The 25,426-nt window shown below is 63.2% G+C and carries 23 protein-coding genes and 1 riboswitch; of the genes, 1 reads left to right on the top strand and 22 read right to left on the bottom strand.

Annotated elements, in window-relative coordinates:
• Nucleotides 1–77 precede the first annotated feature (77 nt).
• The 15 genes from cbiE to A39O_RS0106040 all read right to left on the bottom strand — a co-directional run bounded on the left by cbiE (nucleotide 78) and on the right by A39O_RS0106040 (nucleotide 18,203).
• Nucleotides 78–1,406 carry a precorrin-6y C5,15-methyltransferase (decarboxylating) subunit CbiE gene (cbiE, locus tag A39O_RS32205; protein ID WP_020503810.1) on the bottom strand — a complete coding sequence of 443 codons (1,329 nt, stop codon included), beginning with the start codon at nucleotides 1,404–1,406 and terminating at the stop codon, nucleotides 78–80.
• Nucleotides 1,399–2,541 (bottom strand): cobalt-precorrin-5B (C(1))-methyltransferase, encoded by a 1,143-nt coding sequence (locus tag A39O_RS0106110; protein ID WP_020503809.1) that lies wholly within the window; start codon nucleotides 2,539–2,541, stop codon nucleotides 1,399–1,401. The genes cbiE and A39O_RS0106110 overlap by 8 nt, the downstream gene beginning before the upstream one ends.
• Entirely contained in the window at nucleotides 2,538–3,242 is a 705-nt protein-coding gene (locus A39O_RS0106105) for a precorrin-8X methylmutase (protein ID WP_020503808.1), read from the bottom strand. The genes A39O_RS0106110 and A39O_RS0106105 overlap by 4 nt, the downstream gene beginning before the upstream one ends.
• Before the next feature lie 156 nt (nucleotides 3,243–3,398).
• Nucleotides 3,399–3,770, bottom strand: coding sequence for a four helix bundle protein (locus tag A39O_RS37950; RefSeq protein ID WP_083924538.1), 372 nt, complete (start codon nucleotides 3,768–3,770; stop codon nucleotides 3,399–3,401).
• 23 nt (nucleotides 3,771–3,793) lie between these two features.
• On the bottom strand, nucleotides 3,794–4,603 hold the full coding sequence (locus A39O_RS0106095; RefSeq protein ID WP_020503806.1) for a sirohydrochlorin chelatase: 810 nt from the start codon (nucleotides 4,601–4,603) through the stop codon (nucleotides 3,794–3,796).
• 154 nt (nucleotides 4,604–4,757) lie between these two features.
• A complete protein-coding gene (cobM, locus tag A39O_RS0106090) occupies nucleotides 4,758–5,588 on the bottom strand; it encodes a precorrin-4 C(11)-methyltransferase (RefSeq protein ID WP_020503805.1) in 831 nt (276 codons plus the stop codon).
• Nucleotides 5,589–5,884: 296 nt separating this feature from the next.
• Nucleotides 5,885–6,107: riboswitch (cobalamin riboswitch) on the bottom strand.
• Between the two features lie 80 nt (nucleotides 6,108–6,187).
• The gene (locus tag A39O_RS0106080; protein ID WP_020503803.1) at nucleotides 6,188–7,048 is read right to left on the bottom strand and encodes a ferredoxin reductase domain-containing protein; all 861 of its coding nucleotides are present in this window, start codon (nucleotides 7,046–7,048) and stop codon (nucleotides 6,188–6,190) included.
• 204 nt (nucleotides 7,049–7,252) lie between these two features.
• Nucleotides 7,253–7,429, bottom strand: a complete 177-nt coding sequence (locus A39O_RS41610) for a hypothetical protein (RefSeq protein WP_020503802.1) — start codon at nucleotides 7,427–7,429, stop codon at nucleotides 7,253–7,255.
• A complete protein-coding gene (locus tag A39O_RS0106070; protein ID WP_020503801.1) occupies nucleotides 7,422–8,012 on the bottom strand; it encodes an electron transport complex protein RnfA in 591 nt (196 codons plus the stop codon). The genes A39O_RS41610 and A39O_RS0106070 overlap by 8 nt, the downstream gene beginning before the upstream one ends.
• The gene (gene rsxE / locus A39O_RS0106065; RefSeq protein WP_020503800.1) at nucleotides 8,002–8,664 is read right to left on the bottom strand and encodes an electron transport complex subunit RsxE; all 663 of its coding nucleotides are present in this window, start codon (nucleotides 8,662–8,664) and stop codon (nucleotides 8,002–8,004) included. Before rsxE ends, A39O_RS0106070 begins: the two co-directional genes overlap by 11 nt.
• 4 nt (nucleotides 8,665–8,668) lie before the next feature.
• Nucleotides 8,669–9,376: an FMN-binding protein gene (locus tag A39O_RS0106060; RefSeq protein WP_020503799.1), complete on the bottom strand. Its 708-nt coding sequence runs from the start codon at nucleotides 9,374–9,376 to the stop codon at nucleotides 8,669–8,671.
• A 157-nt stretch (nucleotides 9,377–9,533) separates the two neighbouring features.
• Nucleotides 9,534–10,583, bottom strand: coding sequence for an RnfABCDGE type electron transport complex subunit D (locus tag A39O_RS0106055; RefSeq protein WP_020503798.1), 1,050 nt, complete (start codon nucleotides 10,581–10,583; stop codon nucleotides 9,534–9,536).
• A 6-nt stretch (nucleotides 10,584–10,589) separates the two neighbouring features.
• Nucleotides 10,590–12,050, bottom strand: coding sequence for an electron transport complex subunit RsxC (gene rsxC, locus A39O_RS0106050; RefSeq protein WP_020503797.1), 1,461 nt, complete (start codon nucleotides 12,048–12,050; stop codon nucleotides 10,590–10,592).
• A 2-nt stretch (nucleotides 12,051–12,052) separates the two neighbouring features.
• The gene (locus A39O_RS0106045) at nucleotides 12,053–16,972 is read right to left on the bottom strand and encodes a 2-oxoacid:acceptor oxidoreductase family protein (RefSeq protein WP_020503796.1); all 4,920 of its coding nucleotides are present in this window, start codon (nucleotides 16,970–16,972) and stop codon (nucleotides 12,053–12,055) included.
• A gap of 349 nt (nucleotides 16,973–17,321) precedes the next feature.
• Nucleotides 17,322–18,203, bottom strand: a complete 882-nt coding sequence (locus tag A39O_RS0106040) for an RnfABCDGE type electron transport complex subunit B (RefSeq protein WP_020503795.1) — start codon at nucleotides 18,201–18,203, stop codon at nucleotides 17,322–17,324.
• 627 nt (nucleotides 18,204–18,830) lie between these two features.
• Here A39O_RS0106040 and A39O_RS0106035 point away from each other — a divergent pair.
• On the top strand, nucleotides 18,831–20,072 hold the full coding sequence (locus A39O_RS0106035) for an anion transporter (RefSeq protein WP_020503794.1): 1,242 nt from the start codon (nucleotides 18,831–18,833) through the stop codon (nucleotides 20,070–20,072).
• A gap of 293 nt (nucleotides 20,073–20,365) precedes the next feature.
• Here the strand turns inward: A39O_RS0106035 and A39O_RS42085 are convergent, their stop codons facing one another.
• The 7 genes from A39O_RS42085 to A39O_RS32190 form a co-directional block, all read right to left on the bottom strand.
• Nucleotides 20,366–20,536 carry a hypothetical protein gene (locus tag A39O_RS42085; RefSeq protein WP_211211544.1) on the bottom strand — a complete coding sequence of 57 codons (171 nt, stop codon included), beginning with the start codon at nucleotides 20,534–20,536 and terminating at the stop codon, nucleotides 20,366–20,368.
• A gap of 203 nt (nucleotides 20,537–20,739) precedes the next feature.
• Entirely contained in the window at nucleotides 20,740–20,952 is a 213-nt protein-coding gene (locus A39O_RS32195) for a type II toxin-antitoxin system HicB family antitoxin (protein WP_040527267.1), read from the bottom strand.
• Nucleotides 20,953–20,961: 9 nt separating this feature from the next.
• The gene (locus A39O_RS37940) at nucleotides 20,962–21,147 is read right to left on the bottom strand and encodes a type II toxin-antitoxin system HicA family toxin (protein ID WP_083924537.1); all 186 of its coding nucleotides are present in this window, start codon (nucleotides 21,145–21,147) and stop codon (nucleotides 20,962–20,964) included.
• A gap of 170 nt (nucleotides 21,148–21,317) precedes the next feature.
• A complete protein-coding gene (locus tag A39O_RS0106010; RefSeq protein WP_020503791.1) occupies nucleotides 21,318–22,289 on the bottom strand; it encodes an Rpn family recombination-promoting nuclease/putative transposase in 972 nt (323 codons plus the stop codon).
• Nucleotides 22,290–22,692: 403 nt separating this feature from the next.
• A complete protein-coding gene (locus A39O_RS37935) occupies nucleotides 22,693–23,136 on the bottom strand; it encodes a PIN domain-containing protein (protein WP_083924536.1) in 444 nt (147 codons plus the stop codon).
• A 236-nt stretch (nucleotides 23,137–23,372) separates the two neighbouring features.
• The gene (locus tag A39O_RS37930) at nucleotides 23,373–24,128 is read right to left on the bottom strand and encodes a hypothetical protein (RefSeq protein WP_211211543.1); all 756 of its coding nucleotides are present in this window, start codon (nucleotides 24,126–24,128) and stop codon (nucleotides 23,373–23,375) included.
• A 425-nt stretch (nucleotides 24,129–24,553) separates the two neighbouring features.
• Nucleotides 24,554–25,426 (bottom strand): IS91 family transposase (locus A39O_RS32190; protein WP_020503789.1); only part of this gene is annotated, 873 nt, incomplete at its 5' end.

The raw sequence follows: 25,426 nt of genomic DNA, 5'->3' as shown, positions 1-25,426 counted from the left end.
AGGGTGCGAGAGAATCCGGGGCACTACGATAACCTCGATTACGATTACGACAACGACAACGACGCGAAAAGCAATCCCTAAAGGACTTGCTTGACTGATGACCGCACCACTCCTCTTGAAGCCGAGAGGATCCACACCGGGTTGAGCGCGGCGAGCCGGTGCAGGCCGAGGATGGGCTGGCTGCGGGCGACGCCGAGCTGGGTCAGATCCCAGGTCAGGCCGACGGCGTCCAGCGCGGCAATCGCGGTGGTCAGGTTCTCCAGCGCGATGAAGTTCATGACCAGTCGCCCGCCTGGCCGCAGACGGCCCGACAGGAGTTGGATGAGTTCAGCCAAGGCGCCGCCGGACCCGCCGATAAAGACGGCATCCGGGTCCGGCCAGGCGGCGAGTCCGTCCGGGGCCCGACCCTCGAACAAGCTGTAATTGCCGGCGCGCAGCCGCCGCGCGTTGGCGCGGGCGTCCGCCGCCTGGGCCGCGCTTTTCTCGATCGCCCAGCAATGGCCGTCATAGGCGATACGGCTGGCTTCCAATCCGACTGAACCGGAGCCGGCACCGATGTCCCAGACGACGCTGTCCGGGCGCAGCGCCAGCCGCGCGAGCGTCACGGCGCGGACCTCCAGCTTGGTGATCAAACCGGTCTGATCGCCGTCACCGTCGCCGCCGCCCTGTCGGGCGTACCGGCGGTCATCCAGACCGCAGACCGCAGCGTCCGTCGTGGTGTGCTCGGCACGCTCGCAAATCAGCACGTTGGGCTCAGGGAAACGCTGCCCGGCGGCCTGTGCAAGCGTCAGATCCGGGAACAGCACCTCGTCCGGTCGCGCAAGCCGGGCGGCGACCGACAGCCGGATCTCGTCTCCATAGCCCAGGGTCAGCAGCGCCCGCGCGATCCGGTCCGGCCCGTTCGCCGGGCTGGTGAAGACCGCCACCACCGGATGCCGGGCCACCGCCCGCAGCACCCGGTACAGACCATGCGCCGGGGTATCGCCCAGGACCCAGTCACCGGATGCCGCGCCGTGGCAGGAACTGATCCGGGCGTCCTGCCAGGGACGCTGAAAACGGGCGAAGGCGAGTTGCACCGTCGAGGGGGCCGGCAACACCTCGATGGCCGCCGCCCCCAGGGCGGCCGTCAGCCGGCCGGCGATGCCATGACACAAGGGATCGCCGGTCGCGAGTACCACAACCCGCAACCCTTGCGCCTGGGCCTCGCGCACCCAGGCCGGAACCTGAGCCAGGGCGCCGTCCATCGCCCGTTGCCGCGCTCCGGGAGCCAGCTGGGAAGCGACCAGACCCAGGGTGCGGGCGGCGCCGATCACACAGCCCGCACCCGCCAGCCGGGCGCGCGCCGTGTCCGCCAGACCGGGCCAACCGTCGTCCAGAATGCCGATCAAGGTGCAGGGTTCAGTCATCTTCCGTCACGGTCGCAATGGGTTGGCCGTCAAAGTCGCAGGCGAGCACGGTCAGCCGATGGGGACCGGGGTACAGCCGCCGCAGGCTGGCCATCGCCCGCCGGGCGAGTGCCTGGTGCAGGGCCGCGGCCAGGCCGATCGCCGCCAGACGCTCGGCGGCGAACCGGGCGGTCGCGGCCGTGCGGATCTGGGCGACCAAATCCGGCGGCGCCCCGACCTCGGCGGCGACCGCGCCGATCAGGTCGCGGTCCAGCGGGGCTCGCCAGGCGTGCGTCACCGGCAGACCCTGGGCGATCTTGGTCAGCTTGCCGACCATGGCGCCGACGATCACCTGCTGCATCCGGTGCCGCACCGCGGCGGTGAAGGCGGCCTTCACGAAGTCGCCCATCTGCACGAAACAGACCTCCGACAGTGCAGGAAAGGCGCCCATCGCGGCCTGCTCGGTACGCCCGCCGGTGGTGAGGACCAGCGTGGTCTGACCCTGCGCGGCGGCCACCCGGACCGCCTGCACCAGACTCGCGCGGAACGCGGCGGTCGAATAGGGCCGCACGATCCCGGTGGTGCCGAGGATGGAGATCCCACCCAGAATGCCGAGGCGGGCGTTCAGTGTCTTGACTGCCATCGCCGCGCCGCCCGGAACCGAGATGGTCACCTCCAGTCCGTCGCCCAGCGCCAGCAGCGGTTCACCGGCTGCCCGGACGTTCTCGACGATGTTGCGCCGCGGCACCGGGTTGATGGCCGCCGTTCCGACCGCCAGCCCCAGACCCGGCCGGGTCACGACGCCGATGCCCGCACCGCCATGGAGCAGAATCTCCGCCCCGCCGCCCGCGATCCGACGCACATCGGCGGTAAGATGCGCGCCATTCGTGGCATCCGGGTCATCCCCCGCGTCTTTGATCGAGACCGCATGGGCCAGGTCGCCCGCCACCCGGCCGTCGCAGATCGCGAAGACCGCCCGCCGGCCGTTGGGCAACAGACAGTCCACGCGCTCCGGCACCCGGCCCAGCACCAATCCCAGGGTGGCGGCGGTGGCCGCTGCCGCCGCGTTGGCACCGGTCGTGAAGCCGGTTCGATCACCGCGGCGGCGCGGCTCGGTCTTGCGCGACCCGGACGTTGTCGCATGACCGACACTCAAGAGGGCGATGCCGTCGGCTGCGTTCCGGACGCGGCGCCGCCGTCAGACTCGGCCAGCGCCAGCAGGGCATGAATGGCCGCGACCACCAGGGTCGAGCCGCCTTTGCGCCCCTGCACCGTGATCCAGGGCACCAGGCTGACAGCCGCCAGCAGCGCCTTGGACTCGGCCGCCGCCACGAAACCCACGGGCATGCCGATCACCAGGGCCGGACGCACCCCCTCCTCTTCGATCAGCCGCAGGAGTTCGATCAAGGCCGTCGGGGCATTGCCGATCCCGATGATGGCGCCGTCCAGCAACCCCAGCCGCTGCGCCTTGCGCATCGCCTGCACGGCGCGAGTGGTCCCCGCGGTCTGGGCCGCGTCGCTCACGTCCGTATCGGCAATGAACTGATGAGGCCGCACACCGAAGCGCTGAAGCCGGGTCGACGCGAGCCCCGCGAGGATCATTCCCACATCCGCGACCAATGGCTGTCCGCCCTGCCGCAACGCCGCCAACCCGGCGGTGACCGCCTGCGGATGAAAGACCGTCAGCCCGTTCATCTCGAAATCCGCGCTGGCATGAATCATCCGCCGCACGACCGCCCACTCTTCGGGATCATAGGAATGAGGACCGGCCTCCGCATCGATGATGGCGAAGGATGCCTGCTCGATCGTGCGTCCGGCGAGGGTATTCTGCTCGGTGACTGGGTGGCTTGGAAGCATCTTCTTAAATTATGAAGTATGAAGTATGAATTATGAAAAAGAGCATGATGAAGGGTGAAGAATGGGACCTTTCGTCTATTGCGATATGTTGGGGGCTCGTCGTGAAGACGCCAAAGCAAGCGCATCTTGTATCCACCTGAGCCCCATCTTAACTTCCTAATTTGTTTTTTCTTTTGTTTTTTTGGCGATTGTAGTGAATATTGCAATAAGTTGGTTACATTCGTCGTGAAGGTTGTCAAGGCGGTCCGCGGGGACAATTCCGGATTCTCCGAGCAGTTCCAGCCAATAGGCGGTTTCATCAAGCTCCTTGAGGCAGTCGCCGAGCTTTGACACGAACTCCGCACGGGAACGGGCACGCCAAGCCTCGCGGTAATTTGCACCAACCGATGTTCCGGACCGCAGTACCTGTTTACCAATCACCTGCGCATCCACCCGCCGCGGCAACGCTGTATAAAGTCGAATCACCCGCAAGGCAAAGGCTTTGGTCCTCCCCCGCAAATCCCCCGCCCCTCCACCCCCATCACTCATACTTCCCCTTCATAATTCATAATTCATAATTCATACTTTTCCCGATACTTGCACCCGTCACACTCCAGGGTTCCTCCCGCCGGCAGTTCCAGGCCAAGCACCCGGGCGTCCAGCAGGCTGAAGAGACGCTCATCGAATCCGAAGTGTTCCGCCAGGGCAAAAGCGATGCCCGGATACAGGGCGCGCAGCCGCACGATCTGGGCGGCGATCCGCTCGGTCAGGCGCCCGGCAAACAGATAGACCGGCACGATCGCGATCTGGGTCATTCCCAGACGCACCTGACGCTGGACGACGCTTTCCAGCCGCGGCCAGGTGATGCCGGTAAAGGCCAGGTCCACCAGATCGTGATCGTTATCCTCGAAGACCCAGCGCGCCATCTTGGCCAGTTCGCCGTTGGCGCCCGCGTCCGAGGAGCCCCGCCCGAGGAGAATGACACCGGTGGTGCGGGGGTCGGGCATGGCGAGGTCGGCCATCAGTCCATCGAGCCGGTCCTGAAGCACGGCCAGGATGTCGCGTCCCATGCCGAGGTGGCGCCCGTACTCGAAGCTGACGTCCGGATGCCGTTCCCGAGCGGCTGCGATGGCCGCCGGAATCTCCATCTTGACATGCCCGGCCGCGTTGAGAATAAAGGGCACAACCTGCACCCGGCGGGCACCGCGTGCGGCCTGATCCAGCCCGGCGTCCAGCAGCACCGCGTCATATTCAATGAAGCAGGTGACGATACGCCAGTCCGGATGGCGTGCCCGCCACTGATCGGCGAACTCCAAGGTCTCCGCGTTACCCCCATGGAAACGGGACCCGTGGCCGACCAGCAAGACTGTGGTGTCGTTCATACGAAGATCGATCAATTAAAGCGAAAGCCGCATAGAAGCCCTGTGGGAGCGGCCTCCGGCCGCGATGCGGTGCAGTGGCAAACTGTGATGTTCGGGTTCTCGCGAGGTCCAATCGCGGCCGGAGGCCGCTCCCACGGGGACCCTCGCCAAGGAGTCATTGAATTTCATTGGCGGATGATGATCCTTCGCCGATTTCGGCCGCCAAACCCGGTTCCGCGGCGCGCCGGAAACGGTGCCCGAAGCTCGGGTCATAGAGCTTCGATGCCGTCAATTCCGCCCACTCGCGGGCGCCCAGCGTCGGGCTCGCGATGATCATCGCCTGAGCGTCGACACCGGCCGCGCGACAGCGCTGATCGATATCATCCAGCCGGCCGCGGACGATCTGCTCGGCGTCCGGCCAACTCGCCTTCTGCACGACCAGGATCGGCGCCTCCGCCGGCCAGCCGGCGGCACGTAGCGCCCGCTGCACCTGCGGCAGCAGGGTCGCGGACAGATAGATGCACAGGGTGGCGCGGTGCGCGGCCAGCGCCTCCAGATCTTCCCCGGCCGGCATCGGCGTCCGGCCGGCTACCCGCGTGAGGATCACCGTCTGGGTGACCTCGGGCAGGGTCAGGCTCTCCCCCGCCGCCGCCGCGGAGGCCATCGCCGAGGTGACCCCCGGCACCACCTGCCAGGGGATGCCCGCCGCGTCCAGCGGACGCACCATCTCGGTCAATGCACCGTAGAGCCCCGGATCGCCGGTCTGCAGACGCACCACGGTGTCGCAGCGGCCGGCGGCAGCGATCAGCCAGGCGCTGATCTGTTCCAAGGTCATCGACTTGGAGTCTTCCAACAAACAGCCGACAGGTGCATAGCGGGTCGCCGCCGCATCGACCAATGAGCCGGCATAGAGAATGGCTCCGGCTTGTTCCACCAGGCGCCGGCCCTTGACCGTGATCAGGTCCGGATCTCCCGGTCCGGCGCCGACGAACCATACGCGACCCATGTCGGGGTGACCTCAGGCGCGCGCGGGAAGATCGACGAGGGGCCGCACCGGTGCGCGGTCGAGGAAGGGCTCGATACCCTTGACCATTTGGAACAGCCGGAAACCGACCCTGTGCATAGCGATTGACCTCGTAGCGTGCGGGCAACACGAGGTGCGAGTCAGGGGATGGTCGATGTCCGCCCGCCTGTTCCCGCCTAAGGGAACACCGGCGACGGTCGTCGCGGCTAACAGGGCCAAGCCCGCACCGCGCGGCGGTCCGGATGGCCCGATCGGCTCAAGCTCCACCCCGGGGCTCACACCAGTTCACGCGTCGGGCCGGTCTTCTGGCTCGCCGTCATCCGGGGTTCCGTCGCCTTCCCGCGCATCGGCGCAGTGGCATAGGACGGTCCCGTCAGGCTCACAGCAGCGGGGGCTGCGCCGGAATCGATCGAGCACACAGTGGCGCACGACCTCACCGGACTTCCCGTTTCACCCCTTGATGCGGTCGCATCGCGGGGCACCCAAAGCGACGCCGCAGGATAAGCCCGCGGCAGGGGGCGTGGCAAGCCGCGGAATTTCTCCGGTGTCCGGCATGCGCCGGACAACCCTGCGCCGCCGGCTCAGTTGTAGACCAACTCCGACCAACGCTTCTCGTCGATCAGCGTTTGCTTGCATGCCTTCCAGGCGTCGGCCGAGCCGGCCTGGTCCGCCATGACCTTGTCCAGGACGGTGGCGATGCGCCCGAGTCCGGCGACGAAAACATGGGTCTTGGGGTCCTGAATCAGTGCCCAGGCTTCGGCCGCGTGCTCCGCCAGTCCCTGCTCCAGGGCATCGGAGGAGCGCATCAGCGGACGCTGGGCCAGCGACTTGAAGGCTTTGAAGGTGGCCTCGTCGTAATAGTCGGCGAGATCGGTTGCCTCATCGTTGGCGTACATGAGGTCGAGTCCGGTCCGGCCGCCGTAATAGAGGCGGACCTGACCCTGCCAACCGCCGCGGCGTTCGTAGATGAGCTGAGCGAAGGCGCGGAAGGGGGCGATGCCGGTCCCGGTGCCGATCATCAGCAGATTGGCGTTGCTATCCAGCGGCATCTTGAATGGGCTGAGATAGGGCCCGCTGATCGTCAAGCGGTCGCCGGGCTTGGCATCGCAGAGATAATTGGAGGCGATGCCGGGGTAACGCTCACCGCTCACCTCGTCGATAGAGAAGCAGCGGCGCACCAGGAGGTCCAGGGCGACGCCCGAATCCTGCGGCACGCTGCGCGCATTGGCGATCGAATAGCGCCGTACATGATAGGGGTTGCCGAATGGATGAGGACCGGGGACGACCACCCCGATACTCTGACCCTCAACGAACTGGAAGGCCGGATCCAGTACCTGGACCGACAGATGGCGCACTTCATCGGCAGCGGCCGGGGTGATGCGCTTACTTTCTTTAATGATCGCCTCAGTGGTGGGGCCGATATCGGCCGGCAGTTCGCTCATGCAGTGCTCCAAATGGAAGTTCTTACCGAAAATGTTGATTCCGCGGACCAGTCGACGGCTGGCCTTGATCGTAATCCCGGCCAGCGGCGTGCGTAGTCAGGGCTTCCAGCCCTGACAGTGTCAGGCCAAGATGGCCTGACTACGCACCCGGCGAGCCCAAGTGGCCGAAATCTTGATCGAGGCCCGACGGCTGATCCCGAGTCCTCAATCCCGCTCGCAGTTGCCCTTACCGCAGGAGCAGCCGCCGCCGCACCCGCCATCGCCGCGGAAGGGGCCTAATTCCGGGTAGCGCCGCGCAAAGCGGGCATAGGCCGCCTGCACCCAAAGCCAGCCCAGCATGACGGCGAAAATCACCAGAGATGCGGTGAGCGCCTTAACCATGGGAGCCTCCCAACCCGGCGAACCCCATGAAAGCCAGCGACAGCAGCCCCGCGAGCATCAGAGTCAGGGCCGCACCCTGACTCACGTCCGGCACCCGCGCCAGGGCCAGGCGTTCGCGCAGCCCGGCCATCAGCATCAGGGCCAGGGTGAATCCGGCCCCGGCACCCAAGGCGTAGACCAAACTCTGGATGAAGTCGTATTCCTTCTGGGTCTGAAACAGGGCCAGACCGAGGACCGCGCAATTGGTGGTGATGAGCGGCAGGAAGATACCCAACGACCGGAACAGCGCGGGGCTATAGCGCTTGACGAACATCTCGACGAGTTGCACGGTCGAGGCGATGACCGCGATGTAGCAAATCAGCCGCAGGAATTCGAGCTCCAGATTGACCAGCAGCCAGTTGATTCCGAACGCCGCGGCGGAGCTGACCAGGAGCACGAAGATGACCGCCAACCCCATGTTCCAGGACGTCTCTTTCTTCGACGAGACACCCAGAAAGGGGCAGATGCCGAGAAACATTGCCAATACGAAATTGTTGACGATCGCGGCGTTGAGGAAGATCGACGGGAGCGACTCAGCGTGCATTGGCGGGAACTCCAGTCGGGGCATCGGCGCGACGCTCGCCGCGTTGCTTGATCCAATTGAACAACAAGAGCCAGGCACCCAGTACGAAGAAGCCGCCGGGGGGCAGGACCATCACCACCCAGGGCTGGAATCCAGCGCCGAACAGGTGCAGACCGAAGAGTGTCCCGCTGCCCAGGATTTCACGCACCGACCCCAGCGCGAACAGGGCGATGGTGAAGCCGGCACCGATTCCCAGACTGTTCACCAGAGTCGGCACCAAACGCTGCTGCGAGGCATAGGCCTCGGCGCGGCCCAGGATGATGCAGTTGACTACGATCAGCTGGATGAACGCGCCCAGCGCGGCATAGAGGTCCAGACTGATGGCTTGAATAGCGTAATCCACGATCGTCACGAAGGTCGCGATGATCACGATATAGCTCGCGATCCGCACCTGCTTGGGAATCCAATTCCGCAGCCAGGAAATCAGCGCCCCCGAGCCGGCAAGTACGAAGGTCGTCGCGAGCCCCATCGAGATGGCATTGATGGCCGAGTTGGACACGGCCAATGTCGGGCACATCCCGAGCAGCATGACGAAGACCGGGTTCTCCTTCCAAAGACCCCGAACGAAGGTATCCAGACTCAGATCTTCCTGGTGTTTCGGCAATTCGGCCATGATGTCAGTCCTGCCCGGTGTGGTTGGCCGCGGTGAGCTTCGCGAGATCCCGCTGGATCGCTGGCGCTGCCCGTTGTGCGGCGGTATTGGCCGCCTTCCCCATGGCATTGGAGGAGAGGGTTGCGCCGCTGATGGCGTCGATCTGCCAGGGGTGAGTCTTGCTGCCGTTCTTGACGGTCACAATGGGGTTGATGAGCGCCGTCCCATCGGCATTGAGCTTGGCATCCAGGGCCTTCAGATTCTCCAGAAACGCCGGATCGGTCTCCATCTTGTCGCCGAATCCCGGAGTCTCGGTCATTTGCAATATCTTGCTGCCGACGATGCACTGGCAGGCGGGGTCGTAATTGAACAGCACGGTCACCGGCCCGGCGTAGCCGTTGCCAACACCGGTGATCGCGACGCCCTTGAGTTGGTCGGCCGCATCATAAGCGGCATAGATCAGTTCGCCCTGAACACCCTCCCCCGCCGGTGCCAACCCCGCGTCGGTCAGGACGAAGTCGCGCTTGGTGACGGCGCCCGGAACGACCCGGAAGACCGCCTGCTCGGTCCGCACGCGCTGATTCTCCGCGATGATCGGCAGCGTGAATTGATAGGCCAGCACCACCAGCAGTCCGGAGATCAGCGAGATCCCCCCCAGTGTGCGCAGCATGGCGAAGGTCGGCGTTGCATCCGGCGGGGCCTGCGGTGCCTCGACTTGTACGTCATTGGTCATAGTCGGAAAAAACCTGTTGATCCTGAGAACGTCCGGTCGCCCGCGCGGTGCGGCGACCACGCTGATCCACCCTGACGACGGTGGCTGCATCCCGGCACCGCGCGGTACCGGACGGTGCGGCCCCATCGCGAGCCGCGGGCGCACCCGCGGCCGGGGATCAGGACTTGGCGCGCGCCTTTTTCACCGCCCCATAGACCCGCGGCTGAGTCCAGGCCGAGATCAGCGGACCGGCGGCATTGCCGAGCAAAATGGCATACATCACCCCCTCCACCAAGCCGCCGAAGAGCCGGATGATCACCGTCAGCGCACCAATGAACACACCGTAGATGATCGCCCCCCAGGGTGTCACCGGCGAGGCCACCATGTCGCTGGCCATGAACCAGGCGGCGAGCATCAGACCGCCGGACGAGAGGACGAACCAGGGCGAGGGATAGAGGCCGGGATCGACCAGCCAGAACGGCAGCGCGGTGAGCGCGGCGCCCGCCAGCACGCTGGCCGGGATGCGCCAGTCCAGACAGCCGCGCCAGGCCAGCCACAGACCGCATACCAGGATCAGCAGGGCCGAGGTCTCGCCCGCCGAACCGGACACCAACCCGGCGAAGGTGTCCCAGGCCGGTGTTTCGACATGCTGGAACTTCTGCATCGCCAGGGGGGTGGCACCGGTCCAGGAATCGACGCCCAGCCCGGCGATCCAGTCAGTCACCGACTCCGGCCGCATGAAGGGTGCGGTCAGCGTGGTCGGGATCAGTTCAACGAAGCGGCTCGGGGCGAAGGCCGGGGTCCAGGTGGTGATGGCCACCGGAAACGCGGCCTGGACGAAGGCCCGGCCGATCAGGGCCGGATTCATCACGTTGTAGCCCAAGCCGCCGAACAGTGCCTTGCCGAGCCCGATACCCACGAAAGCCGCCACCGCGGCCATCCACAACGGAAAGCCGGGCGGCAGGGTGAGTCCGAGCAGGATGCCGGTGATGACCGCCGACCAGTCGGCCACCGTATTGCCCGCCCCGCGCAGGCGCGAGAACCAGGCTTCGGTGGCCACCGCGGCACCGGTGGTCGTCGCCAACAGCAGGGCGGCGCTGAGCCCGAACTGCCAGATGGCGAAGGCACAGATCGGCAGCATGGCGTACACCACGCTGCGCATGATCTGCTGCACATTGAGCGCCCGCTTGAGGTGCGGGGAGGTGCGGATCTCGATGCCTTTAACCATGGCGGCTTAGTTCTTCCTCTCCCGGTTGATCGACTTGGCGATACGGAAATACTGAGTCAGCGGGATGTTCGATGGACAGACATAGGCGCAACTGCCGCACTCGAAACACTGATCCAGATTGTAGCCCTGAGCCATGAGCCCATACTCGCGCGCCTGCGCCAACTCACCCAGCATGGATGGATTGAGGTTGATCGGACAGGCCTTGAGACATTCGCCGCACTTGATGCAGGGATAGACCTGACGCCGCGCCGGATCGTCCTCGTCGCGCTCCAGGGCCACAATCCCGGAAACACCCTTGGTGACCGGAACATCGATCGAGGACACGGACATCCCCATCATGGCCCCGCCCAGAATCACCTGACCCAGGGTTGGCTTGGTCCCGACATGGTTCAGCAGGAAACGCACCGGCGTGCCGATCGGTACCATGAAGTTGCCGGGATTGGTCACCGCCGGCCCGCTCACCGTCACCACCCGCTCGATCAGGCCGCGGCCCTTGGGCAGCAGATCGCCGATCTGGGCCAGGGTGCCGACATTGAACACCGCCACGCCCACATGGGCGGGCAGGCCGCCGACCGGCACCTCCTTGCCGAGCAGACTCTTGATGAGCATCTTCTCGGCACCCTGCGGGTATTTGCTTTCGACCGCCTCGGCGGTGATCGGCAGATTGGCGGGCAGCTTGGCGCGGATTTGATCCACCGCGTTCAGCTTGTTGTCTTCCACCCCGATGATGGCCCGCTTGGCCCCCGTGACCCGCATGATCAACCGGATGCCGCGCACCAGGGCGTCGGTCTGCTCCAGCATCACCCGGTGGTCACAGGTGAGATAGGGCTCGCACTCGCACCCGTTGACGATCACCGTATCGATCACCGCGTCCTTGGGCGGCATGAGCTTCACATGACTGGGGAAAGCGGCGCCGCCCAGACCCACCAGACCAGCCTCCTGCACCGCCGCCACGACCTCCTCGTTGGTCATGGAATCGATGTCGTGGCCGGTGTCGAACAGTACCTGCTGCGGGTCCGCCTGATAGACCTTGAGAAAGATGGCCATCGTCTTGGGGCCTTCCGGGGTCGGCGCCAGGTCGATCGCCTGAATCACCCCGGTGGCCGGCGCGTGCATGGGCACCGAGACGAACCCCGCGGCGCGGGCGATCGGCTCGCCCCGCACCACCTCTTGACCGACCTGCACCAATGGCTGCGACGGCGCCCCCCGATGCTGGGCCAGCGGCAGGACCAGCACCGGCGCGAACGGCAGACGCCGGATCGGCTTGTCCGCCGTCCATTCTTTGTGCTCCACGGGATAGATCCCGTGGGGGAAGGTCTTGCGCTTGCGGAAGATCCGCAGCAGCCCGGACCCATGGCCGCCGGGGCGGGCGGAGGCCGGGCGCAGACCGGCGAGCATGCGCGCGATCATTGGCCGCCAAGTGCCGCCCGCCCCTTTCGGCGGGTCTTGTGAGGTGCCGTTGCTCATGGCTACTGGTATTTCTCCGCCCGCTTGATCAGTTTATCGACCCCGGCCTCGGCCGGGTTGAAGGGCGTTCCCGGATGAATGCACCCGGCGGTGCACTTCTCGGCCGCCTTGACGATATCCTTGAAGGGTCCGCCGCGGGCGTCCGCCACCTCGGCTTGCTTGGCCCCGTTGTACTTGAAGATCTTCGGGTTGATGTTGATGCACTCGTCGCAGGCCGTGCACTCCGGGGTGTCGATCCACACCGGCGACCATTGCCCGGTACCGGTACCGGCGCCGGCACCGGCACTGTCGGCCTGGATGCCGATGCCGCCGTTGCCGCCGTTGCCGCCGAGTGCAACCAAGGCCCCCATGTCCCCGCCGGCCATTGCAAGCAGGCTGCTGGTGAGTTTCTGGGCCATTTCGGCCTTCGCCTGATTGCGGATCTGTTCCACGTCGACCTGATTGAGTTGGCCGCAGATGCCGCGCAACTGCGACCAGTAGCCCCGGCGTTCCTCGGTCGAGCGCACCAGTTCCGCGGACACCAGGACGCGCATCAGCCGGTTCTTGCCGTCCACTCCCCAGATGTAGGGGAAGAGCCCGTCCCGTTCGTCTTCGGACAGATCCAGGAACTCCGCCAAGGGCACCATGGAGTCGTTCCAGGTCTCGGGCGGCGCCTTGCGGAAGTGCTTGCGGAAGCGCCCCTCGCTCATCGCGAAGTCGGCGAAGGTGAAGGGTACGGTCATTTCGGCCGGTGCGCCCTTGTCGTCGGTGTACTTCAGGGTCCAGGAGATCCAGTCCTGGTCTATGTTCGGATTACCCTCGACCGAACAGCACTCCTCGAAGGTGGTTCCCGCGTCCGGGTCGAAACGGAACAGCGGATACGCCCGCGACTCCACGGCCATCCGCGCCTGACGGGTGGACATATCGTCACCGATCCCGTGTTCCGGCTGGCAGGAACTATAGACATTGAACAGGGTCGGATGACGACTGTTCAGACCGTCGATATAGCCCTCCAGCAAATGGGTCATATGCGAGGTCGCACTGGACAGGACAAAGCACCCGCGATGCGCCGCACCGATCAGCGCGACCTCCTTGCGGATCTCGGTCTTGCCCCGCCCGACCTTGCCGTAGGGCGCCATGTCCGCCACCTGGCCAATGAAGCCGGAGGTACAGGACTGACCACCGGTATTGGAATAGACCTGGGTATCGAGCACCAGGACCTTCACCGGATGGGACGAGGCGAGGACGCGCGAGAGGTTCTGGAACCCGATGTCGTACATGGCCCCGTCACCGCCCACCGCGACCACCGGCGGACACAGCCGCCACTCCTCTTCGCTGAACTGCTTCCAATCGTAATAGGTGAAGAACTTGTGATGCTCGGCCTCGTTGTACTTGCCTTCCAGCTCCAGCCGCGCCATCCGCACCGCCTTGAAGCCCTCGGCCATCTTGCACATGTGGCCCTCGAAGAGCCCGAGCGCGATGGACGGCGAGTCCTGGAACAGGTGATTGGTCCAGGGGAAGGGATAGGGATTGTAGGGCCAGGTGGAACCCCACACCGAGGTACAGCCGGTGGAGTTCACGATCCCCATGGTCGAACGCGGCTGCGGCTTGGTGTATTGGGTCTTGAGATGCCGCAGTTTATCGAGCAGTCCGGTGACCCAGCGCAGCCATTCCGTATCGACCGGCTGACCGCTGCGGTCGAGTTGAGCGGAGAGATCCGACAGCGTGAGGTCGGTATGCTTGCTGCTGTCGAGCGCCCGCACGATGGCGGCGCTGTCGCTCAGGTTGACCCCGGCGGCGAGCTTGAGCCGCACATGGGTTTCCAGCCGGTTGATGAGGTCGTCGAGCTCGGCCAGATGGGCCTTGACCCGCGGCTGCATCAGGGCGGCAACCGTGGCGGTGAACAGATGGATGACCGTCTTCTCGCCGCAGCCCATGCAGGACCCGTCACCCGAGACCATGGATTGATAATTGCCCTTATCGAGCAACAAGGTCTCCAGGGCACCCACCTTGCCGTCCAGATCGTCGATGCGGATGAACGACGGGTCGGTGGTCGGCAGCGCCAGCCAGGTCTTCCAGCGGGCCTGCATCTGCACGATGCTGTCGGGGGTCTGGGGCTCGGCGATCAGGGCGCCGTCGCCGCAGACCTCGATGCACTCCATGCAGCCTTTGCAAGTATAGGGATTCACGGTGATGCTGAAGAGCCCGCCGGTGCCCGACTGCTTCTTCTCACGATTGGTCCAATACGGCTTGGTGACGGCAAACTGGTAATCGCCCAGCGCGGCCATCATCAGGCCCATTTCCTTTTCCAGGACCGGCTTCTGCTCCGGCTCACCGCTGAAGGCCGCCAGGGTCTCGAGCACCGCCCGATCCATCAGGGTGCGCATGTCCGCGGCTTCTCCGGCGCCCGCGATCAGTTCACGCAGGCGCTTCTCCACGGCGCGGGTTTCACGGCGCAGGTGCTGGGTGGGCAGGGTCCGCTCGACCCGGTTGATGGCGGTAGCGAAGATATCGGAGATGGTGTTCACCAGGCCCGGGATGGCACTGTCCGGGCACACGGAGAAACAGTTGCCGCAGGCGGTGCAGTTTTCCGGCAGGTATTTCGGATAGTCGAACCGGATCTGCGTCATGTCACGGTAGACGCCGGTGGAGGCCGGCATCAGCGACACGGCCATCTGCGGGTCGACCAGATTGTCGCTGCCGCGGCCGGTGGCATAGAAGACGCCGGTCTGCTCCCAGAACCGATGCACGTCGGTGATGCCGCCATCGCCCTCGGGCAGCGTCTTCAGCATGACCGGCAGCCCCGGTGTCTTGCGCGAGATGAGTTGACCGGCGATGACCGGCTTGTCTTTGATCTCGATGATCTCGTCGAAGCCGCGGCGCACGATGCGCAGGTTGTCCTGCACCACCCGCTCGCCCTTACCGCCGAACTTCTCGCGCAATTGATCGCCGATCGCCGTGAACAGGCCCTCCTCGGTGAGTCCGGACCGCTCCATCAGGGGCGAGGCCGCAAAGAAGGCACCCTGGAAGGCATTGCCCTGCATGCGGTACTGCATCTCGACATCGGACGCCTCTTCACGGGCGATCTTGAACCCGTCGATATAGAAGACGCGGATCCCGTTATCGATCATGAATTTGCGGGCCTGCGGCGGAAAACTCGCCCACACCTGCTCGGGATTGTCGAGGCTCGACTGAACGATGAATGAGCCGCCTTTATCGAGCCCGGAAAGCGGGTTCGAATGGGTGAACACATTGGGGTCAGGCGACATCACCACATCGACATAGGTGTATTCGCAATTGAGCCGGATTTCCTCCGGAGCGGCGGACAGGAAGTAGGTGGTCGGCTGACCCTTCTTTTCCGAACCGTATTTGGGATTGGCCCGTATGTCGAAACCGAGCAGTTCATAGAGCGTCATGGCCAGGTTTTTACCCGTGGTCACGGCGCCCCAGCCGCCGACCGAGTGCATCCGCACCGTGATCGCACCCTTGGGCAACAGATTGGGATTCTCGCTGCCGCGCAGGGCCAGATCGCCGATGCCGGGATAGGCATCGGTGAGCCGATGGATGCGAATTTCATCCTTGGGATTGGCCGCCTCGCGCACGAAATCGACCGATAGATAATAGAAGCTGCGGCGCTTGCCGTTCGGCAGCATATTCTCCACCGCGGCGATCAGACCCTCCGGCTGCAGATCGCGCGACCCCAGGCCGTAGCAGCCGGAATAGAGTCTGGGCATATCGCCCTGCTTGTAGGTGGGATACGCCGGATAGGGGAGTGCTTCGCCCTTGCCGACGGCGGCGTTTTCCAGGCTTTTGGCGAGTGCCGCGCGAACCTCGCGCATGATCGGCAAATCTTCAGCCAACGGCTGATCGGTCCGTTCGAGCACCGCCACCCCGCGTTTGCCCTGGAGCAGACGGGCGATCAGGTCGCCCGGGAAGGGGCGCCACATGGTGAGATTCACCACGCCGACCTTGAGCTTGCGGGTGTCGCGCAGATAGTCCGTGACCGCCTCGGCCTGGGTCACCATACTGCCCTGACCCAGAATCAGATACTCGGCGTCATCGATGGAATAGCCGCTGGCCCGCCGGTAGCGCCGACCGGTGAGATTGTAGTATTCGTCCATCGCCCGATCGGCGATCGCCTCGATGTGATCGAAGAAATAGGGACGCTGGGCGGCCACCGCCTGCATATAAGCATCCTGGTTCTGCACCGGGCTGGACAGCGCCGGATTGTCCACGTCCCACAGCATGGGGACGCGCCGCCGGGTTTCTCCGTAGATCATCTTCTGCGCCGGGGTGGGACAAGGAATAATGTCGTCCGGACGACCCAGGTATTCGGCGATCAGTTCACGCTCCGGGACACGCAGCGGCTCGATCAGGTGGGTGGTCAGAAAGCCGTCCTGGCCGACCGCGGCGGGGGTGAGCGAGAGTTCCGCCACCTTACGCGCGATCACACTCAGGTCCGCGGCCTCCTGGGCGCTCTTGCCGAAGACCTGAAAGAAGCCGGTATCGTCGATACAGTGGTAATCATCGTGGCCGCAGTGGACGTTCAGTGACGCCTTGGTGATGGCGCGGGCGCCGATATTGAGCACATAGGGCAGCCGCTTGCCGACCGCCCCATAGAGCGACTCGTGCATGAAGGCCACGCCCTGCGCGGAAGAGAAATTCACCGCCCGCAGGCCGGTCATCGACATGCCGGCAGTCACCGCAGCTGCGGCGTGCTCGGATTCAGGTTCGACGAAGATCAGCGGATTGCCGGAAATGTTGATGTGGCCGGCTGCCACCTCCTCGGCCCAGTATTCACCCATCTGAGTCGATGGCGTGATCGGATAGGCCCCCGCGGCGTCCGACGCCTCCCGCTCGCACATGATCACGGCCGTGTTGCCGTCCATCGCCATACGAATACCGGGGTATTTGAACTGTTTTTCGTCTTTCTTAGCGGACATGGGGCTTCTCGTGTGGTGGGCTGTCGGCGATCGATTGCCAGCCTTCAACTGATAAAAAAGTCAAGGCGCCAAATGCGCCAAGGATCTCTGTCGCGGTCGCGTGTCGACCGGCCGCAAGCACCGCGCTTGCGTTGTCAACGGCGCCGCAACCATCCGAATTGAGCAAACTGGGGGGATACGGGCAACGTCTGCGCAGACGCCGGCCGCTTCCTCGAAAGGCGCACCCACAGGGGGCGCATGACCGGCAGTCCGATCCGATCATGTTGCGCATCCACCTCGGCCCGCCAAACGACACCAACAGGATGACGCCGGGGGCATCGCCGGGCACTTGATCAATACAGACCGTCGATCAGGCCGTCGGCAAGGCGGCTTTACGGATGACCTTCTTCGCATCCCGCCCCTTGAGCTTGGAGCCGTCCGCCTCAAGCCAGACGATCGCTCCCGTCGGGCAACGTTCGATCGCCACATGGGACGCGAGGGCGTTCTTCGAGTAGTCGATCACCGCCAGATTGTCCTTGATTTCGATCAGACCCTCGGGCGAATCCTGAGCACAACGCCCGCAGGCGGTGCACACCACGTCGCAGTCCGCCTCGGCCACGTCGCCGACACCATGACTGAGACAGGAGACCCAGAGGCGATGGCTGACCGGGTGCAGACTCAGCAGATTCTTAGGGCAGACCTCGACACAGTCGCCGCAGGCCGTGCATTTCTGTGTATCCACGATCGGCAGACTGAAGCTATCGAGTTTGATGGCGCCGAAATCACAGACCGTCATGCAGTCGCCAAACCCCAGACAACCCCAGGAGCAGCCTTTGCCGCCACCCGACACCAGGGCCGCGCCCCGGCAGGACTTGACGCCGCGGTAGGACGCCTTGGTGTAGGCCACGTGGCTGCCGCCGGCACAGGCGAGACGCGCGACCTGCCGCTCTGCAAAACCCACGGCGACACCCAAGAAGTCGGCGATGAGCTGATTCATGGACCCGGCGTTGACCGTGCAGGCACCGGGGGCGGCATCGCCGCGGATCACGGACTCGGCGAACTGCCGGCAACCCGGACTGCCGCAGGCCCCGCAGTTGGCCCTGGGCAGCAAGTCCTCCACTTGATCGATGCGAGGATCTTCAAAGACATAGAGTCGCTTGTTGGCGACAACCAGGATGCCCGCCAGGGTCAGACCAAGGACGGTCATGAAACCGACGGCGGTCAGGATAGGTTCAATCAGAATGGGTTCCATAGAGGCTTGAGTATGACCCGATCACGGTGAACCGCCGGACGCTACGTCACCTGCGCCGACCCGCGGGACGGGCCTGATAACCGGGCGCTGGGAACGTCAGCCAAGTCGGTAACTGAATGACTCGGGATGGTAATGTTTTATCAACACCAAAATTGTCCTTTTCGTTAATGGTGAGTATAGAAATCAGCAGAAGCTATCCGTCGCGGCCCGATGAACCCTAGAGATCAATGGATGGTCGAAATGTCAACCATTTTTCTTACATGGTTTATCGCCAACAACGATCACACGGCGCCGAGTCCGGAACCGAAAAATCCACTGTGCGCTTATATTCGAGAGTGCTTATTAATCTCAATCGACGCCTCTTAAACCGCGTCCTGCGCAAAATCCGAAATTTCCATGATGTGTTCGGCCTTGGGGAGTTCATTAATTTCGGTAGCGACGCGGTTTAAGAGTTATTTTTTCCGAAACTGTAAACCGCGCCAGTTCCGGCAATCGTCGAGTCTGCCGGTGCCGATCCCATCCAACAACATCGCATACCGTGCTGGGCGCGGTTTAGTCGCTACCGCGAGTCCGGTATGCGTAGCGCGGGAGTAAACTCCGCGCTTCTTCATCGCCGACCGCCGCGTCATGACTCCCCTTGTCCTCACCGTGTTCCTGCTGGTCTATCTCGGGATGATCCTGGGCGGACTGCCATTCCTGAAGCTCGATCGGACCGGGGTCGCGTTGCTCGGGGCCATCGTCCTGGTGGCGAGCGGGGCGGTGACCGAGGAGGCGGCGCGCGCGGCGATCCACACGCCGACGCTGGCGTTGTTGTTCTCGTTCATGGTGGTGTCCGCCCAACTGCGGCTGGGCGGCTTCTATGACTGGGCGACGCGGCGCCTGGGCGCTTTGCCGGTGCAGCCGCCGCTGCTTCTCGGCGCACTGATCGCGGTGGCAGGCGGACTTTCGGCCGTCTTCAGCAACGACATCGTGTGCCTGGCCATGGCCCCGGTATTGGCGGAACTCTGTCTCGCGCGGCGACTGGACCCGGTACCCTTCCTGCTGGCGCTCGCCTGTGCCGCCAACATCGGCTCGGCGGCGACGCTGATCGGCAACCCCCAGAACATGCTGATCGGGGAAACACTGCACCTGTCATTCGCCGACTATCTCGCCCAAGCCGCCCTGCCGACCGGCCTGGGGTTAGCCGTCACCTGGGGCCTGATCCTGGTTCTCACCCGCGGGCGCTGGGCACTGCCCGACGGACTGCTCACGGCCGTTGCCGCCACGGAGCCGCAGGCCGAGCCCGGCCGACGGCTCGACCCTTGGCAGAGTGCCAAAGGGCTGGCGGTCGCCGCGCTCTTGTTCGCCGCCTTCCTGTTCGTGCCCTGGCCGCGCGACCTGCTGGCGCTCGCCGGAGCCGGATTCCTCTTGACCAGCCGGCAGCTGCACTCCCGGCGTATGCTCGGGCTGGTCGACTGGGAACTCCTGGTGCTCTTCATGGGGCTGTTCGTCGTCAACCATGCGCTTCAGGCGACCGGTCTCCCGGCACAGGCGGTGACTGAACTCGCCGCCGTCGGCATCGACCTGCGGGACCCGGCGCCGTTGTTCGCCGCCGGCTTTCTGCTGAGCAATCTGGTCTCCAACGTCCCGGCCGTCATGCTGCTGCTGCCGACCGCCACCCACCCGTTGGGCGGCACCCTGCTGGCGCTCTCCAGCACCCTGGCCGGCAATCTGTTCATCGTCGGCAGCATCGCCAACATCATCGTGGTCCAGGCCGCGCAGCGGCGCGGCATCCCGATCGATTGGCGGCGCCATGCGCGCATCGGCGTGCCGGTAACCCTGTGCACCCTCGCGGTGGCCGCGGTCAGCCTGTGGCTTGGGGTGCGGTGATCAGACGCCCGCTGGGCATGGGGCGATCATGTTACCCACGCCAGGGACTCGACTCGGCCTCGCGCCCTGGATCGCCCTCCGCGTCCTGCGCCAGGCCGCCACCCAGTCCCAGGCCCAGTCCTCCCCCGGCGGCGCCACCGCCACCGCCCCCCTTGCCGTCCTGCTTCGTGCCGGCCCGGTCACCACCCCCTGTGTCCCCCTTGCCCTTTCCGCCACCGGGGCGAGTCGGCCCCTGCTTCGGGATCGCCAACTGCGTTGGCACGGGCTCCAGGTCAAGCACCTTGCGAATGAAGTCACGCAGCGAGACCACCAATTCGTCGGTTCTGACGGTTCTCGCGATTACGGCGCTGCTGCACCGTCTCCATGACCAGCAGGCGGATACCCACCATCATGACGGTAACGACTACCAACCCGAGCAATGTCGTAATCACCGCCTCCCAGGAACTGAAATCCAGAGTGTGCATCTTGGAAGCCGATCTTCGGGCGCTTGAACCTAAAACCAAATGGGTACGCCTGCCTCCACGGAGCCGTGAAGCCAAGGCGCCTCCGCCGTAGGAACGCCGGTTGCCCGGCGCCCCCAGCGCAATCCCGGACGTGCAGCTTTCCCGCATCCGGTTCCTCGAATTAGCACGACGCCCGTGGCGCTCGCTCGCTTTTGAGCCCAAGGTTAGGCTTCAACTTCGATAAATTCGCTGTAAGAAAGTGGCTGGGGCACTGGCGCGCCTTCTTCTTTGATGCCTTCAAGATGAAACTCGATGGCTTCGTGAATCAGCAGAAGTACCTCTTCCGCTGTTTCCCCCGCCGCGATACAGCCAGGAAGATCAGGGACGTATGCCCCGAAACTACTGCCACCCCTTTCAATGACAACCATGTAACGCATGTAAGCGCCTCACTTGATCCCGGCCTGTTTCAATACGTTGTTCAGTGTACCGGGTGGGACATCAACACTTGACTTGCCGGAAATCGTGACGGTTCCCGATTTCTTTGGATGATGAAACTGACGATGGCTACCTTTCTGGCGAACCTGTACCCAGCCGTCAGCCTCGATTCGGGCAATGAGGTCTTTGACTTTCATTCTTACCGCATAGCGAGAAAGGAGAATAAGGGGCCAGGAGAATAACGATCCGCCTAAAGCGGGCGCGCCTACTCAAAACTTGCAGACCGGAGAAAACGATCGTGGCGCGCCTCGCTATTGAGGCGACCGGGCTTTCTGCGGAACTAGGAATTGACGACGGGCCACGATCACTACCGCGTCTCGGGGTCGGACGGTTCCGGCTGGTCGGCGAGCAAGCGCTTCAGCCGCTCGATCTCGGCCAACGCTTCGTCCTTGGCGGCCCGCTCCTGCTCTTTGGCCGCCCGCTCTTGCTCCTTGGCCGCTCGCTCCTGTGCTTTTTCCGCCCGCTCCTGCTCCGCATCCGCCTGCGCTCGCTCCTTAGCCGCGCACTCCTGCTCCTTCGCCGCTCGCTCGTGCTCAGCGTCCGCCCGCGCCTGCTCGACCTCCGCACGTAGATCGTCGAACTCGAGTTGGATGCTCTGCTGTTCGCGCAGATAATCCTGCCGCGCCTGGTAGGCATGGTAGGCGTGCTCTTTCTCGGAGAAAGCCTTCAGGGTGTTCATGGCTCGCCTCATCTCTTGGGTCTGCATCCAGGCCGGCAGGGCGTCCTCATCCAGACACTCCGCCTCGTTAAAGAACTTCAGCCAGCGCTGCTGCTCGGTTTCGACCGCGTCGGCGGCGAATTTGCTCAGTTCCAGCAGCCAGATACCGCCGTGGTCCAGAAAGACGCGACCGTGCAGGTCGCGCAACCGGAACTCATGGGCATACTCCGGGGCATCCGGCAACAGCGTCTGACCCAACAGCCAGATCGCATAGGTGGGGCGCAGCTTGCGGTAGCTCTCGCCCGCCTTGATCTGCGCGCTATAAAGGTCGGCCCAACCGTAGAGGATGCGCGCCGGCAGGTCGCGGTGATTGAGGAGTTGGATCTCGACCTGATACAACTGCCCGGTTGCGTCGCGGGCCTTGACGTCGACCACGGTGAGCTTGTCGTCGAGAAATTCTTTTTCGTTATAGGGATTCTGGATCTCCACCGCGGTAATGGGCCGGGGCAGCTCCGCACCGAGGATGGCGTTGAGGAAATGGATCAGCAAGTCACGATTGGACTCTGCCCCCAGCAGGGCCTTAAAGACGCAGTCAACCTTGGGATCGATGGGATGGCGCATGGTGGCAATGTAGGCAGCCGTCGCCGAGGCGACAAGGGGCGCGGTCCGGCAGCACCACGCCCGGCGGAATGCAGCGGCGGCGAGTTCTGGGGGAAAGTTTACTCAATTCAGGCGCCTTAGCCAGCCAAGAGATGAGTAAACTGCCCCTGGATCTCGGAACTCTCCGGAATGCTACAAAGCGAGACGTGATCCCATCCCCCGTTAACTGCCAGAGATCTTAGCCTGACCGCGCCTTGCCATTGCTAACTTGCTAAGTTCTTCAACGCTCATCTGAGGCCACAAATCGCGCTGCCACTCCGTGTAATCAAACGGTTCTCTACTTAGCAGGGCAATGAATTTCTCAGCCATGACCTCGCCTAGCGCATCAATCAGCGCTTTGACTCCCTGGACCCTAATCTCTGTATCAGTTAGTGCGTTCATCAATGATTGCTGCTAAACCTACGGGATTGATTGCTACAATTTGTGACTCGGTTGCCATTTTCTTGACTAACTTATCATCAGTTGTCATAAAATAACCTGCTTCACCTGCGATTGCTGATGCAACATGCAATGCATCTTTCGGCTTTACTCCTATTCTTACCAACTCATTTGCCTTGTCTATAATTTCGTCTGACTCATCAATGTAAGTGATCGAGTATTTACGCCACTCTTCAATCGCTAACCTCTTTTCCTTAAATGGATTTTGATCATTTTCAAGATCAAGCATATATGACCACACCAACTCAACTTCGCCCGCCTTAATCTTTCCTTGAACATACAATTTTGCTTCGGCCTCGAGGCGTACGCGGATGTGCTTCTGATCATCGAACGGCCGATTAAAAGCGCATACATCCAAATATATTCGCATCAAACAACCCATTGTTTCGCAAATTAGCTATGGAGACGTGACGCCTAACGAATTCCGGGGACGAATTCCGGGGACAGTTTACTCAATTCGGTATCTGTAGCCAGCGGGGAGATAAGTAAACTGCCCCTGGAACTCAGAACTCTCCGGAATGCTACAAAGCGAGACCTGACACCATCCCCCTTTATTAGACAACTACTGGCAGAAGTCTGAAAACTTTTCTTCTTGATATCAATTTGTTAGGCGATATTCTCATAATCGACGTTTTGAAATGGGTCTTCCTCACCGCGTAAATTCTGCCAATCAAAATCGTACCGTAGCGCCATTGACCAGTTTTGGGGGAAACGGACCCGGAAAAAACTGCCAATACCGCTTTTCATCCCATCGGCCGGCCAATCTAAAGCAATAAGTGTAGGTCCCGGAGAAAAATCGTTTGTTTCAAACTGTGCAGACAGAAGAACAAGTAGACCACAAATCGCTTCTATTAAGCGCTCGAAAGTGGCATTAGGAAATTCTGTATGACGGTCGTGCTTGGTAGCGTTGTATGCTTTATACCAAGGTAACGAGCCGTGATTTGCCCAAGCCGCAAATGGAACCCACATTTCTCTTGATCCGCTCCAAGTGGGTACTTTCACTGCGTATGCCGACAGGAAGTGTGTTTTATCAATCTTTTTATAGTCTCCCATGTTCCAATCGCCAGCTCTAGCATAACCGTTCTCCTGGAGGATAGCCTTGCAGTTTGCCTCTACTTCAATACAAGTCCGAATCAGAAGGGAATGTATTCTGTAGGAATAGCACGAAAGGTTGTTATCCGCAGGTTCAATAAAATCAAATAGCTCTTGTAGATCTTTTTGAAGGATTAGAAAAGCACGAACATAGTGTTCTGGTGCTGTTGCATATTTTGGGTGAATCATGTACTCCGATCGTCCGCCTTCGGTGTAGCTTCCATCAACAAACTGGCGGCAGTTTCTTCGATATGGTCTATTGATAGGCACTTGCCACGGTTCCTTTTTCGACTAACGTGTTCGACATTGGATTAGGATGCAAATACTCAAGATAACGACTAAGCGTTTATCCGTCGTGCGCGCCGCACTGATCTCCGGTCGTGGCACGGCGCCTGGCGCGCACGACGGATAAACGTTTGTTGGACTAATCCGATCCTGGCACGGTGCCCGCTACGGGTGCGGCGTTCTTTATATATAGGGAATTGTATCCCCGAGCCCAGGGTCGCCGGCCGGTGCCGGGCGGTCTTTCAGCATGTGGGCAACGGTCGGAGCGGCGCAAAGCGGGCATCCGAGGGGGGCCGCGGGGCTGACGCGAGGGCGATGTTGGGACGATTGTAGACCATTTTCCAGCGTGGGGGCGAGCGCGAGCGCAGGCCGCGCGCGGCCTGTCCAGCGTGACGGATGCGCCGTAGTGCTTAGGCTGGGGCAGGCACGTTCATCACCCCCGACCCACGCCGCTGTGGGGCCAGGCGCAGGGTCACATGCAGCCGTCCGGTACGGCAGGTGGGACACGGATAGCCGTCAAAGGGTGCGCTGACCGCCGGTGCTGCGGCAGGTTCCGGTGCCGGGGCGGCGAGTGCCGTGCGGATCAGCGCCAGACAGCGCACCCGGCAGCGGTTGGCCAGGAAGCCGAAATGCCGTACGCGCATGAACCCTTTTGGGAGGACATGCAGCAGGAAGCGGCGGATGAGTTCCTCCCCGCTCAAGGTCATCACCTTGTTGCGATTGTCGTCACGGTAGTCCTTGTAGCGCACGTCCACCGTGGCGTCGTCTTCATCGAAGCCCAGTAGCCGACGGTCGGACAGGGCGATGCGATGGCTGTAGCGGCCAAGATAATCGATCACCGTCTCGGTGCGGGCCAGACAGGGTTTGGAATAGACCACCCACTCGGGTTGCATGAGGGCGTTGAGGACCCGGTCGACCTCGTGCGGTGTGATCCGCGCCAGTCGCCCCTCCTTGCCCGCCCGGCGCAGTCGGCTCACCAATCCCCCACGGAAGTGGCGCGACAGCGCCCGCACCGGGAACAGGTAGGTGCTCTTGGCCGGATGCCAGGTGCCGTCAGCCCCGAAGGCTCCGCCCGGCACCAGGCAGTGCAGGTGGACATGGCGCGTCAGGGTCTGGCCCCAGGTGTGCAGCATGGCGGTCATTCCCAACTGCCCGTTCAGCCGCTTGGGGTCCGCGCCGAAGGTGGATAAGGTCGCCCACACGGTCTCGAACAGCAGGTCGTAGATCACCTCGGGGTGGACCTCGACCCAGCCGTTGAGGGTGTCGGGCAGGGTGAAGACCAG

The organism is Lamprocystis purpurea DSM 4197 (genome assembly GCF_000379525.1).
Lineage (GTDB): Bacteria > Pseudomonadota > Gammaproteobacteria > Chromatiales > Chromatiaceae > Thiodictyon > Thiodictyon purpureum.
Note: the sequence above shows the minus strand (reverse complement) of the source record. Positions and strands in the feature narration are given on the sequence as shown.